The organism is Pseudomonas sp. KCJK9016 (assembly GCF_046231795.1).
Classification (GTDB): Bacteria; Pseudomonadota; Gammaproteobacteria; order Pseudomonadales; family Pseudomonadaceae; genus Aquipseudomonas; species Aquipseudomonas bananamidigenes.
This window is the reverse complement of sequence record NZ_JBJJMM010000001.1, coordinates 119,885-132,143: the sequence shown is the minus strand read 5'-3', so window position 1 is coordinate 132,143 and position 12,259 is coordinate 119,885. Positions and strand designations below refer to the sequence as shown.

11 protein-coding genes and 1 pseudogene are annotated in these 12,259 nt (G+C 61.0%); all 12 read right to left on the bottom strand.

Annotation, left to right across the window (positions count from 1 at the left end):
• Positions 1–7: 7 nt before the first annotated feature.
• Positions 8–904 carry an antimicrobial resistance protein Mig-14 gene (locus tag ACK6BI_RS00565; protein ID WP_409315584.1) on the bottom strand — a complete coding sequence of 299 codons (897 nt, stop codon included), beginning with the start codon at positions 902–904 and terminating at the stop codon, positions 8–10.
• Positions 904–2,034, bottom strand: a complete 1,131-nt coding sequence (locus ACK6BI_RS00560) for a glycosyltransferase (RefSeq protein ID WP_409315583.1) — start codon at positions 2,032–2,034, stop codon at positions 904–906. Before ACK6BI_RS00560 ends, ACK6BI_RS00565 begins: the two co-directional genes overlap by 1 nt.
• Complete coding sequence (locus ACK6BI_RS00555) at positions 2,018–3,775, bottom strand: carbamoyltransferase (protein ID WP_409315582.1); 1,758 nt, start codon at positions 3,773–3,775, stop codon at positions 2,018–2,020. Before ACK6BI_RS00555 ends, ACK6BI_RS00560 begins: the two co-directional genes overlap by 17 nt.
• 225 nt (positions 3,776–4,000) lie before the next feature.
• Positions 4,001–4,777, bottom strand: a pseudogene (locus ACK6BI_RS00550) (DUF3800 domain-containing protein); the annotation flags it as partial.
• A 20-nt stretch (positions 4,778–4,797) separates the two neighbouring features.
• The gene (locus ACK6BI_RS00545) at positions 4,798–5,133 is read right to left on the bottom strand and encodes a YceK/YidQ family lipoprotein (RefSeq protein ID WP_409315581.1); all 336 of its coding nucleotides are present in this window, start codon (positions 5,131–5,133) and stop codon (positions 4,798–4,800) included.
• Positions 5,134–5,292: 159 nt separating this feature from the next.
• On the bottom strand, positions 5,293–6,744 hold the full coding sequence (locus tag ACK6BI_RS00540; protein ID WP_409315580.1) for a lipopolysaccharide kinase InaA family protein: 1,452 nt from the start codon (positions 6,742–6,744) through the stop codon (positions 5,293–5,295).
• Positions 6,744–7,496: a lipopolysaccharide kinase InaA family protein gene (locus ACK6BI_RS00535; RefSeq protein WP_409315579.1), complete on the bottom strand. Its 753-nt coding sequence runs from the start codon at positions 7,494–7,496 to the stop codon at positions 6,744–6,746. Before ACK6BI_RS00535 ends, ACK6BI_RS00540 begins: the two co-directional genes overlap by 1 nt.
• Entirely contained in the window at positions 7,493–8,227 is a 735-nt protein-coding gene (locus ACK6BI_RS00530; protein ID WP_409315578.1) for a lipopolysaccharide kinase InaA family protein, read from the bottom strand. Before ACK6BI_RS00530 ends, ACK6BI_RS00535 begins: the two co-directional genes overlap by 4 nt.
• Entirely contained in the window at positions 8,227–9,033 is an 807-nt protein-coding gene (rfaP, locus tag ACK6BI_RS00525; RefSeq protein ID WP_409315577.1) for a lipopolysaccharide core heptose(I) kinase RfaP, read from the bottom strand. Before rfaP ends, ACK6BI_RS00530 begins: the two co-directional genes overlap by 1 nt.
• Positions 9,034–10,155 carry a glycosyltransferase family 4 protein gene (locus ACK6BI_RS00520; protein ID WP_409315576.1) on the bottom strand — a complete coding sequence of 374 codons (1,122 nt, stop codon included), beginning with the start codon at positions 10,153–10,155 and terminating at the stop codon, positions 9,034–9,036.
• Complete coding sequence (waaC, locus tag ACK6BI_RS00515) at positions 10,155–11,216, bottom strand: lipopolysaccharide heptosyltransferase I (RefSeq protein WP_409315575.1); 1,062 nt, start codon at positions 11,214–11,216, stop codon at positions 10,155–10,157. The genes ACK6BI_RS00520 and waaC overlap by 1 nt, the downstream gene beginning before the upstream one ends.
• 1 nt (position 11,217) lies before the next feature.
• Positions 11,218–12,252, bottom strand: a complete 1,035-nt coding sequence (gene waaF, locus ACK6BI_RS00510; protein WP_409315574.1) for a lipopolysaccharide heptosyltransferase II — start codon at positions 12,250–12,252, stop codon at positions 11,218–11,220.
• Between the last annotated feature and the right edge of the window lie 7 nt (positions 12,253–12,259).

Genomic DNA, 12,259 nt, shown 5'->3' with positions numbered 1-12,259 from the left:
GGCTGACTCATACGGTGAAGACCGGCACAGGATTGCACCAGCGATCCTTGTATTCACGGTCGGCACGACCGAAGGAAAAGCGCAGCGGCTTGTTCAGGGCTCGCGCATGCTCCCAGGCACTTTGCGTATTGAGGAAACTCAGCACGCTGCCGGGACTGAATTCGCGGGTTTCAGGGTCGACACCACCGTTGATGTACTCGACGCTGATCCACTCCGGAGCTTCGACGCGGTATACCAGTTGAATGGCAATCGGCGCATCGTTGAGGAAGATCACCGAACCGATCAACAGCTCGCGCAACAGCTCGATGACTTCGGCCATGCGTGCCGCACCCGTGGCCGGAAAACCCCAGCGGCGCTGGAACAGATCGCAGTAGATCGCGGCCAGTTCGGCACTGGAGAACTCATCGACCGACCGCACCACGCCGCCCGCCTCTTCCAGCAGGCGCAGTTCGCGGCGCTGGTTGTAGCGAAACTTCTTCGACAGTTCTTCCGGGGTACGGGCCATGGCCAGTTGTTCGGTCTGCAACTTGAGGCCGCTGAAGCGACTTTCGTTGAGCGCCGACAGGTAGCGCCCGCGATGACGCAGCGGGGCCCGGGCATCGGCGGCGGCCGGCAGGATCAGCTCGGCGTTGCCGAGGTCGAACAGGCCTTTCTTGCCACTGCGCTTGAGCACGTCCTTGGACAAGGCCAGATCGCGGCCCCAGGTCGGGATCGCCGCCTTGACTTCGCCTTGCTGCTCCCAGGCCAGATAACGCACCGGAATGCCGGCCAGATCGGCCAGCCGTTCGACGACCATGGGATGAGTCGCGACGCTGCCGCCAAATCGCTGCCAGGCCTGTGCATAAGTTGAGGCGTCAACGGGCGACCAGCCACGCTCGCGCCAGCCTTGAAATCGGTTGAGCATCAGCCCCTCGGTGCCAGATCGGTAACTTGCGGCAAATGCCAGAAGGTGTCGCGTACGGCGCGGTCGGAGAAGCGCTCGCGCAGGCGGTCGAACATCAGCTCGGCGCATTGACGACGTTGCTGCTCGTCCATGCCGGCCAGATGTTTCAAGCCCTGGGCCAGATGTTCGGCATCGCCCAGCGGGAACAGAATCCCGACGCCTTCGACCACTTCCTTTGCCCCGCCGCACGCGGTCGCCAGCAACGGCACGCCGGCAGCCATGGCCTCCAGCAGCACCATGCCGAACGGTTCATGATCGGAGCTCAGGGCAAACACATCGAATGCACGGAAATAATTGCGCGCGTCCGGCACCTGACCGAGAAAGAGCACGCGATCACCGACACCCAGTTCGCGAGCCAGCGCCTTGAGTTCATCTTCAAGACGACCCTTGCCGAGAATCACCAGTTGGCTGTTGGCCGGCAGACCGGGCAGCGCCGCGGCAAAACCGTGCAGCAGCGTGGCCTGATCCTTGTCCGGGTGCAGACGACCGACGTTGCCGACGATGAATGCATCGGCGGAAAGCCCCAGGGTCTCGCGGGCTTCACGGGCGGACACCTGACTCATCTGCAACGCTGAAACATCGATGCGGTTATAGAGGGTCTGGATGCGGGTCGCCGGCCATTTCGGCAGGCAGCGGCGCATGTCGTCGCGCACCGCATCGGACACGCCGAGCAGGCTCAGTCGCTTGCGGAAAATATGCGCGAACAGTTTGCGCGAACCACGTTTGTAATCGCCAAACGCGTGATGCACGCCAATCACCGGCAGCGAAGTGCCGAGCAAGGCGATGTAGATCGGCTTGAAGCGATGGGCGATGCAGAAACTGAAATTGCGTGAAGCGGCGATCTTGCGCAGATCGCCGATGGCGCCCAGCTTCAGGCCACGAATGGCCTTGGAGCTGTATTCCATGAACAACACTTCGTCGGAGGCGCAGGCTGCGGCCACCTCGCTATCGGCCGCTCCGGTCAGAAAGACCGTGGTGACCCGATAACCGGTGCCCGCGAACAGGCTGGCGTACTGCCGCGCGCAGTCCAGGAACGGCCCGTCATAGCCGTGGCAGAACTGCAGCACATGGCGTTCAGCCGAGCGTGTCATAAGCGTTTGCGCCTTCTTTGACCACCAGGATGTCTTCCATGATCAGGTACTGCAGATCCGAGCCGAAGAACATGTTCAGGGCGTCGGTCGGCGAGCAGATCATCGGCTCGCCACGGCGGTTGAGCGAGGTGTTCAGGGACACGCCGTTGCCGGTCAGTACTTCCAGCGCCTTCATCATGTCGTAGTAGCGCGGGTTGTATTCGCGCTTGAGCACCTGGGCCCGGGACGTGCCGTCTTCGTGGACGACTTCCGGCACGCGGGTCTTCCACTCCTCCGCCACTTCAAAGGTGAAGGTCATGAACGGCGCCGGGTGATCGATCTTGATCATCTGTGGCGCCACGGTGTCGAGCATCGACGGGCAGAAAGGCCTCCAGCGCTCGCGGAACTTGATCTGATGGTTGATGCGGTCAGCCACGCCGGTCACGCTCGGGCAACCGATGATCGAACGACCACCCAGTGCACGCGGACCGAATTCCATACGGCCCTGGAACCAGGCCACCGGGTTGCCGTCGACCATGATCTTGGCGATCTGCTCAGGCATGTTGTCGAGCTTGCGCCAGGTCGGCTTGTTCTCGTGACGGGCGCACGCGGCGATCACGTCTTCGTTGCTGTACGACGGGCCGAGGTAGACGTGCTCCATCTTCTCGACCGGTACGCCACGGGCGTTGGACACATAGGCCGCTGCGCCGACTGCGGTGCCGGCATCGCCGGAGGCAGGCTGTACGAACAGCTCCTTGACGTCGTCACGGGCGATGATTTTCTGGTTGAGCTTGACGTTCAACGCACAGCCACCGGCATAGGCCAGTTTGCCGGTTTCCTTGAGCACGTCGCCCAGATAGTAGTCGATCATCTGCAGCGCGATTTTTTCGAACAGCGCCTGAATGCTGGCGGCGTAGTGGATGTAAGGCTCGTCGGCGATGTCGCCTTCGCGCTTCGGACCCAGCCATTCGATCAGCTTCGGCGAGAAGTAGTAACCCTTGCCCTTTTCTTTGTAGCGACGCAGGCCGATCACGTTGGCGTAGTCGGTGTTGATCACCAGCTCGCCGTTCTCGAAGGAAGCCAGACGGGAGAAGTCGTACTTGCTGGCGTCGCCGTACGGCGCCATGCCCATGACCTTGAACTCACCGTCCAGCATGTCGAAACCGAGGAACTCGGTGATCGCACCGTAGAGGCCGCCGAGGGAGTCCGGATCGAAGAATTCCTTGATCTTGTGGATCTTGCCGTTTTCGCCATAACCGAAGAAGGTCGTGGCGTACTCGCCCTTGCCGTCGATGCCGAGGATCGCGGTTTTCTCTTTGAAACCCGAGCAGTGGTAGGCGCTGGAAGCGTGGGCCAGGTGGTGTTCGACCGGCTCGATCTTGATTTTCTTCGGATCGAAGCCCAGTTGCTCCAGGCACCAGACAATCTTGTTGCGATAGCGCTTGTAGCGACGGTTGCCCATCAGGATCGCGTCGAGTGCGCGGTCCGGGGCGTACCAGTAACGCTTGGCGTACTGCCAGCGGGCCTTGCCGAAAATGCTGATCGGGGCGAACGGAATCGCCACCACGTCAACGTCGGACGGCTTGATGCCGGCCTGTTCCAGGCAGAACTTCGCCGATTCGTAAGGCATGCGGTTCTTTGCATGTTTATCGCGTACGAAGCGCTCTTCCTCAGCCGCCGCCACCAGCTTGCCGTCGATGTACAGGGCCGCGGAAGGATCATGGCTAAGGGCGCCGGACAGGCCAAGAATCGTCAATGCCACAGGGGTCTAGCCTCTTTAGTCTGCATTCAGGCGCGATGCGCCTTGAAAAATGATGTGCCCTCGCACTGGGCGAGAGACAGCTAAAGGGCGGGATTATAGCTTAAAAGCGCCGACAAACCTCTAGCGGAACTGGCCGGCCGGTGCGTTGACACTCGAGTAGCATCGACATAGACTCCAGCACAAATGGACTGGGAGATCCCGGTCGGCGCTAATGCCTCGGTGAGATCATCGGGGCTTTTCGCTTTCTGGGGATGGGAAAATCTTCAAACCCCAATTCTCGAAACCCTCTCCAACCTTGCTCCTCCCTCCGCTGCAATAGAACTTGCGCTTGAGCACGTCAAAAGCACGGTTTCCCTGATCCGCCCTCAAAACGCTCATGCCAATGGGTCTCGCAACAAGATCGGCTAGCTGCAGGCCGGTGGAGTTCACCTGCTTGGTTGCAAAAACGATGTCAAACGGCAGTTGAATGCCCCATCGATTCGCCCCGCCACACATCCTGCGAAACTCCAACTCAAGCTCGTTATCCTCTCGCCCTCCTCGGCGCTCGAAAATCACATACGTCAGTGCCTCTTGTTGATTCTTCTCCTGCAAAAACTCATAGAGCGTTTCCAGACAAAAGCCGAGAGCGAGGTGATAAGGATTGTGTCCCGTGCCCTGCTTCTCGCGAAGGGAAGCCTTGTCCACGACGCAACTGATCAGAACGAAGTTGCTGGCTTCAATGATGCAAGTCAGCTCCTCAAGAAAAGCATTCTTGTGCTCTCTCGACATGAAGAGGCCAGAAAACGCTCCTTTTTCTTTACGAATTTCGAGTTCATGCAGACCGATCAGATCGTGTCCCATATGGGCAAACTTGAATTTCTGCAGTGCCGGAATGACCTTCTCGCAATAATGCCTCTTATGAAAGGCACAAAACGCAAGCACGAAGACTGGATAGTTGGGATCCAGTGTCTGCATCCCATGATCACCGCTCTCATCGACATAAACGATGACGTCGCTGTATTCAGTGGTTGTGGGCAAAGTAATTACCCACGACCTGGCCGCCAATAAACACTGATATTCCCGTCTGCCGCCTGACGATAGATCGTGTACGGCAGAAAAGCCGTGTCAAATACCCCGGACAGAGTCATGTCGAGCAGAACGGCCGGCACCAGAATGCCGGTGGGATCGGGCGGCGCGTGTAGCAGGCAGAAGTCATGGGCCAGCCCGCTGTAGATGCGCGGAATCGACAGGCAGTAGGTCTTTTGTTTGCGCAAGCTGCGCGTGGCGTCTTCGTCGTCCTGAAACACGGTGACGGCGGTGCCGCAGCCGGTCAGGGCCAGTGAAAATGCACCGATGGTGATAGCCGTTTTGATGGTCAAGGTTTGCCCTCCGGGAACGTCGGGGCAAACTAGCATCGGAGCTTTATGGGAGGCAGTTCATGGTTTCTGACCAGGCCGTAGGACAAATCACAAGGATCTGTCGCCACATGCCCTACCCAATTTCTATTGCAGAAATGTCTTACTCGATTGAGACAGCAATCACGCAGCGCTCGATGCATCCTTTGGCAAACGCTGATCAATCACCTGATACAGCGCACTGCTCTGCGGCCAGTTACGCATGAACCTTGCGCGATCCCGGGCATAGGCCGGAGCGAAGCTGCTGGCCGAGCCGTGCTGGCACATCGAGTCCAGATCGATCAGCGCCCAGCGATCCTGGTGCCAGAACAGGTTATGTCCCTTGAAATCGCCATGACTGATGCGCTCTGCAATCAAGCGTGCAAACAGTTGATCGAGCGCCTGCAACTCGGCTTCCGGCGCTTCGCCGCTTTCAACATACGGCGCAAAACGCTCGATGATGTCCGGCCCGGCCAGGTACTCGGTGACCAGATACGCCTTGCTGCGCAGCCAGAAAAACCGGGTTTCCAGCACCGCCAGCGGTTTGGGAGTAGCGATGCCGAGGAACGCCAGGCGATTGCCTTCGCGCCAGGAGTGCCACGCGCGGCTCGGGCGCCAGAAGCGTTTGAGCCAATGGGCAAAATTCTTGATGTTGTAGCGTTTGATCACCAGCGGACGCCCGGCAACCTGGACCTTGCCGACACTCGCCGCGCCGCCGGTCTTGTACAGATGACCCTGATCGAGCAAGGCATCGGCCTGCTCCAGCACCGGCAGCAGGGTGGACTCTTCCTCACGGCGAATCGAGCGCAAACCAAATGCGCCGCGCTTGACGCTGAACAGCGTGCATTCACGACCGACCTTGATCAGGAAATCCTTTAAACGCCAGGCCCGCACTTTGTCGATCTGCTTTTGCAGGGCTTCCAGTGGCAGCGCGTGCTCGCTGTTGCTCAGCAGGTAATACACCAGCAGTTCTTCGGTGAACGGCTCCAGGGATTTGGGCAACTGGGCGAAAAAAACGCCCAGATTCTCCAGCACTTTCTGCCGGGACAACGGCTGGCCGGCAGTTTCTGCACGGATGCCGGCGCCATCGATCAGGTACAACTGACCGCCGTGGCGCAGCAGGTTGTCCAGGTGCAGGTCTTCCTGCCACAGGCCTTTGCCGTGCAGCTGGCCGATGGCGCCGAGCGCTTCGGCCAGCACTGCCGACTGTTCGTCCGCCAAGACCTGCAAGGATTCAACCTTGCCCCAGGCATCGCCCAGGCTTTCAGCGCCTTCGAGGAACTCGAACAGCAGCCAGCCGCCCTCGCCGTCCTTCAGGCCATCGGCCAGCAGCAACGGCGTGGTCATGCCTTGGGCGGCAAGCAGTTTCACGCCTTCCAGTTCACGCTGAAAATGTCGGGCCGCCTTGCTGCCGACCAGCAGCTTGGCCAGCACCGGGCGCCCCCGCCACACGCCGGCACCCACATAACGCTGCCCCGGCAACACCCTTAACAGGCTGAGCAATTGCAGATCAGCGGCACCGGCAGCATCCGCCAGGGAAACCGTCAAAGGCAGGCTCGGCGTACGTCCGGCGTTTTTCAGGTCGGACAGTTGCATCAGCGGGTCTCCTTGCGACTGCGCCGCGCGGTCAGCCGCGAGACCCAGCTATCGACCAGCGAGCTGTCGACCGACTGATCGAGGTACGCGGCCAGCAACTCGCGCAACTGAGCCTCGCTCCACTCCGGCGCACGACGCAGCAGCGGCTCAAGATCCTTGACCCGATCGCGCTGACCGAACAGCAAGGGCCGGGTCTTTTCCAGATCGATCAGTTGCGCCCGATAACCGGCGCCTTCGGCACGCAGGAAAATATGCTTCGGATAAAAGCAGCCATGCACCTGGCGCACGCCGTGCAGATGCCGCGCCAGTTGACCGCAGGCCTTGAGAATCGCCGACTGCTGCGATGCATCAAGGTCCGACCAGCGCTGCAACAGCGAATCCAGATCATCCCAACCGTCGAGGGCCCGGGTCAGCAGAATCGCGCGCACCTCGCCATTGACCTTGCGCTGACCGAAAAACGCCGCCTGCAATGCAGGAATGCCGAGGGCGCCATAGCGGCTGATGTTGCGAAACTCCCGGGCAAAGGTCGGCTCGCCGAACGGTGCATGCAATGTGCGAGTCAGGTAATTGCTCTGGCGCTTGAGGTAATAGCCGCGACCTTCGAGCTCAAGGCGGAACACGCTGCTCCAGCCGCCGCCGTCGGTGTTCGGCTCATCCACTGCGTCGAGCTGCTTGGCCCACAGCGCATCGAACGTGCCGAGACCGTGACGCTCCAGCAGCGAGCGGTCTTCAGCGGCGAGAAAATCAGTCATTCGCGTCCCTCGAAAAATCTCACCACGTGACGAATCCGTTTCTTGTCGGCGGCATTGAGCCGGTCACGCTGACGGTATTGCAGGTAGAAGCGCAGGCGCTGGGTATTCGACAGGTGATATTTGGCCACCTTGTCGAGACAGGCCAGATCCTTGGTGATCCGGTACTTGAGCCAGAAACCGCGCCAGAAATCGCCGTTCGGGCAGTCGATGAGAAACAGCTGTGCCTGATCGTCGATCAGCAGGTTGCGCCACTTCAGATCGTTATGGGTGAAGCGATGATCGTGCATCGTACGGGTGTAGACCGCCAGTTGCCGGCTGATGCCATCGACCCAGCCGTGATTCTTCAACTTGGGGTCATTACGCTCGGCCAGCGCCGAGAGGTCCTCGGTACGCGGCAGCTCACGGGTGATCATCGCCCCGCGATCATAGGCCATGCCTTTGCGCTCCAGGCCCCAGGCCACCACTTCGGCGGTGGGAATGCCCCATTTGGCGAAGCGCTTGAGGTTCTGCCACTCCATCTTTACCCGCGGCTTGCCGAGGTAACGGCGCAACCCCTTGCCGGCGCCGGAATAGCGCTTGACGTAGTAATTGACGCCATTGCGCTGCACTCGGATGACTTCGGACAGCGGATCGCGGGTCAGGCGCTCGCCCTGAAGCGCGAATACCGCTTCAAGACTGCCAAAATCCGCTGCGAGGTCGCTGTACCCGGGCTCAAGATTCCAACCCGCCATCAGAGCGCATCCCCGTATCGCTGCTTGCGCTCATAGAGCTTGTTGGCCTTGCCTTCGAGCCATCTGAGCAACGGCGCCTCTTCAGCCAGGATCCGGCGCAGCGGTTGCTGGAAGTAGCCCTTGAGAAAGCGCAGCTTGTCGCGACGGGTCAGACCGATGTCCAGCGCGGAAAAATACAGCGCCGCCAGGTCCTTGTTGCGCCAGCGCCGGGTGATCGCCGGGCGGGTCTGGGCGCGGTGCAGATCGATGACCGAGAGCTTGAAATCTTCCGCAGTCACCGGTTTATCGGTGTGCAGCAGGAAGTGGCAGATATAGCAGTCACGGTGATTGACCCCCGCGCGATGCATCATGCCGGTCATGCGCGCAACCTCGGCGATCAGCGCACGCTTGAGCTTCGGTTGTGGCGGCTGCCTGACCCAGTCGATGCTGAAGTCTTCGAGACTGATGGTCGGAGCCAGTTCTTCGGTCACGATGAACGAATGCTGCTCTGCCGGGTTGCTGCCCTTCTCGCCGTATGCAACGGCGGTCATGGTCGGCACGCCGACTTCCTGCAATCGCTGGATGGCTTTCCATTCCTGGCCCGCACCGAGTACCGGCAGTTTGGCGGTCAGCAGATTCTTGAAGATTTCGCCCCAGCCGATGCCACGGTGGATCTTGACGAAAAACCCGTTGCCGTCGACTTCCGTGCGCAGCGTCCGCCGAGCTTCCAGCTCGCGGTAGACCTCGCCCTTGAGCGCCTCGACTTCGGCGAACGGGTCGCGTCCGGTCCAGAGGCTCTTGAACGGTTCAGCCAGCATCAACTTCATTTATGCGTGCTCCGCCAGAATCACATCGGCCGCGTGCTGCGGCATGCTGTAGAGGTCGGCCGTCTCGGCAAAGGCCAGACCGTTGCGGCTCCAGGCCGCCCGTGCAGCGTCGTCGTTCAACATGTCGGTCAGGTATTGCGTCAGCTGCGCCTGGTCGAACGGTTCGTCCAGCACGCGCCCGGCATCGGCCTCGGCAATGTAATGGGCGTAACCGCAAACCGCGCTGACCAGCACCGGCAATCCGGCGACCAGCGCTTCGAGCAGCACCGTACCGGTGTTTTCGTTGTAGGCCGGGTGGATCAACAGATCGGCACCGAGCAGGAAACGCGGGATATCGCTGCGTCCCTTGAGGAACGTCACGTTGTCGCCCAGACCCAATGTTGCACTCTGCATCTGGAACAATTTGGGGTCATCCTGGCCGATTACAAACAGCCGGGTACGTTTCTTCAGCTCGGCCGGCAGCGCAGCCAGGGCTTTCAGGCTGCGATCGACGCCCTTGGTCTTGAACCCGGAGCCGATCTGCACCAGCAGCAGCTCGTCGTCCCTGAGGTTGAATTCGGCGCGGAAACCGGCGCGAATCTCGTCGGCATCCTTCGGGCGACGACGATCCTGAGCGATGCCCGGCGGCAGCAGGTGAAAACGCTCCAGCGGCGTGTCGTAATGCTTGATGAACAGCGGCTGCTGGACTTCGGAAATCATCAGCACTTCGGTCTTCGCGTCTTTGGCGAACACTGCGCGCTCGTATTCGGCGAAGTGGCGGTAGCGGCCCCAGCGACGGTACAACGAATGGCGCAGGTTCTGCGCCTTGTCTTCGAAGCAGCCGTCGGCGGCGTAGTAGACGTCCAGCCCCGGCATCTTGTTGAAGCCGATCAGGCGATCCACCGGGCGTTTGGCCAGGTCCGCTTCCATCCACGCGCTGAGCTTTTCGTTGCGACGATGGTTGAAGAACGCCTTCACTGGCGCCACCAGCACTTCGAAGCCGGGCGGCACGTCACCTTCCCAGATCAGGGTGTAGACGCGAATCTGATGACCACGCTTCTGACATTCGAGGGCGATGCGCATGAAATCGCGCTGCAAACCGCCGAACGGGAAATATTTGTAAAGGACAAATGCCAATTGCATCAACGCAGCTCCTCAGCCATCAACAACGTGCTCAGTCGGCTGGCGACACGCTCGGGATTCAGACGCGTGAAGCACAGAGGCCACTCGCGTTTCAGGTCAAACTGACGGGCATCCTGCGCGGTCGGTTGATACGTACATTTCTTTTGCAGGCACGGCGCACACGGGAAATCGCTGGCGAGATGAATCTGCAGCTTGCCGTAGGCGCCGGTCAGGCCCGGATTGGTCGGGCCGAACAGGGAAATCGTCGGCACATCCAGTGCCGCGGCGAGATGACCGAGACCGGTGTCCACCGCGACACAGGCCTGGGCGCCGGCCAGCACCTTGCCGACCCCGGCCAGGTTCAGCTTCGGCAAGACTTCGGCATGTTTGAAACCGGCGGCGATGCGCTCGGCCCGGGCCTTCTCCTGGGGGTTGCCCCATGGCAGCCTGATCCCCACGCCGAGGTAGCCGACCCGTTCGGTCAGCTCACGCCAGTAGCTTTCCGGCCAGTGTTTGGTATCCCAGGTGGTGCCATGCAGGAACACCACATAGGCAGTCTTGCGCGGCAGCTCCACCAGACGCTCGACATTGAGGCCGTAATCCCCCAGGCCTTTGGGCAAGTCGTAACCCAAGGCGATAGCGAACAACTGGCGCACACGTTCAACGGCATGCTGCCCACGGGCCACCGCCAGTTTGCGGTCGTAGAAGCGGGCGGCGATCGGCTCCCGGGCCGAGCCTTTGTCGAGGCCGGCCACCGGGGCCTTGACGTAACGGGTCAGCCAGGCGCTTTTCAGCAGGCCCTGGGCATCGATCACCAGGTCATATTTGCTGGCACGAACGGATTGCTTGAAGCGTTTCCACTCGCCGCTCTTGAAGGTTTGCCAGAGGTTCTTGCGCCAGCGGCGGATCGCCACCGGAATCACCTTGCCCACGGCCGGGTGCCAGGTCGGGATTTCGGCGAAACCCTCTTCCACCACCCAGTCGAACTGGATGCCGGGAATCGCCCGGGCCGCGTCGGTCAGCGCCGGCAACGCATGAATCACGTCGCCCAGCGATGAGGTCTTGATCAGCAATACCCGCAACTTATTGGACCTCGACCACGGAGCCCTGCAACCGCTGCAAGGCATCGTTGACCGCGTCCGGCATCAGCTGGCGCAGGCAGTTGTAATGGCCAAATCGGCAGGTCCGATCGAAACACGGGCTGCAATCGAGGCCCAGACGGACGATTTCCACATGCTCGGCCAGCGGTGGGGTGAAGCCCGGCGACGTCGAACCGTAGACGGCCACCAACGGGCGATTCAGCGCAGCGGCCACGTGCATCAAGCCGGAATCGTTGGAGACCACGGAGTCCGCGCAGGACATCAGGTCGATGGCTTCGGCCAGTGAAGTGCCGCCACTGAGGTTCACGGACTCTTCGCGCAACCCCGGAATCAGTCGCGCACGGATGTCTTCGCCGACCGCATGATCGTTCTTCGAGCCGAACAGCCAGACTTGCCAGCCTTCGCGAATGCGCGCTTCGGCAACTTTGGCGTAATGTTCAGACGGCCAGCGTTTGGCTTCACCGAATTCGGCGCCGGGGCACAGCACCAGCACCGGGCGATCGAGGGTCAGGCCGAACTTGGCCAGCGCCGCCTCGCGGGTCACCGGATCGATCTGCAGGCTCGGGCGCGGATAGGGTTTCGGCAGCTCGGCGTTCGGCTCGTAGGCCAGCGCCATGAACCGCTCGATCATCAACGGATAACGTGCCTTGTCCAATGTGCGCACGTCATTGAGCAGGCCGTAGCGAAATTCGCCACGCCAGCCGGTGCGTTTCGGGATGCCGGCGAAGAACGGCACCAGCGCCGACTTCAGTGAGTTCGGCAGCAGGATCGCCTGGTCGTACTGACCGGCCAGGGATTTGCCGATCCGCCGACGGGTCGCCAGCTCCAGCGCGCCGTGGCCGAGCGGGAAGCTCAAGGCCTTGCGCACTTCGGGCATGCGCTCAAGGATCGGCCGGCTCCACTCGGGGGCCAGCACGTCGATTTCGCACTGCGGGTGGCGCTGCTTGAGACACTGAAACAGTGTCTGCGCCATCACCATGTCACCGACCCAACTGGGCCCAACGATCAGAATATTCATGTGGTTT

Excerpts from the sequence above, each read along its gene's own strand:
- ACK6BI_RS00565 (WP_409315584.1), bottom strand. The coding sequence starts at position 904 with ATGCTCAACCGATTTCAAGGCTGGCGCGAGCGTGGCTGGTCGCCCGTT.
- ACK6BI_RS00560 (WP_409315583.1), bottom strand. The coding sequence starts at position 2,034 with ATGACACGCTCGGCTGAACGCCATGTGCTGCAGTTCTGCCACGGCTAT.
- ACK6BI_RS00540 (WP_409315580.1), bottom strand. The coding sequence starts at position 6,744 with ATGCAACTGTCCGACCTGAAAAACGCCGGACGTACGCCGAGCCTGCCT.
- ACK6BI_RS00535 (WP_409315579.1), bottom strand. The coding sequence starts at position 7,496 with ATGACTGATTTTCTCGCCGCTGAAGACCGCTCGCTGCTGGAGCGTCAC.
- ACK6BI_RS00530 (WP_409315578.1), bottom strand. The coding sequence starts at position 8,227 with ATGGCGGGTTGGAATCTTGAGCCCGGGTACAGCGACCTCGCAGCGGAT.
- rfaP (WP_409315577.1), bottom strand. The coding sequence starts at position 9,033 with ATGAAGTTGATGCTGGCTGAACCGTTCAAGAGCCTCTGGACCGGACGC.
- ACK6BI_RS00520 (WP_409315576.1), bottom strand. The coding sequence starts at position 10,155 with ATGCAATTGGCATTTGTCCTTTACAAATATTTCCCGTTCGGCGGTTTG.
- waaF (WP_409315574.1), bottom strand. The coding sequence starts at position 12,252 with ATGAATATTCTGATCGTTGGGCCCAGTTGGGTCGGTGACATGGTGATG.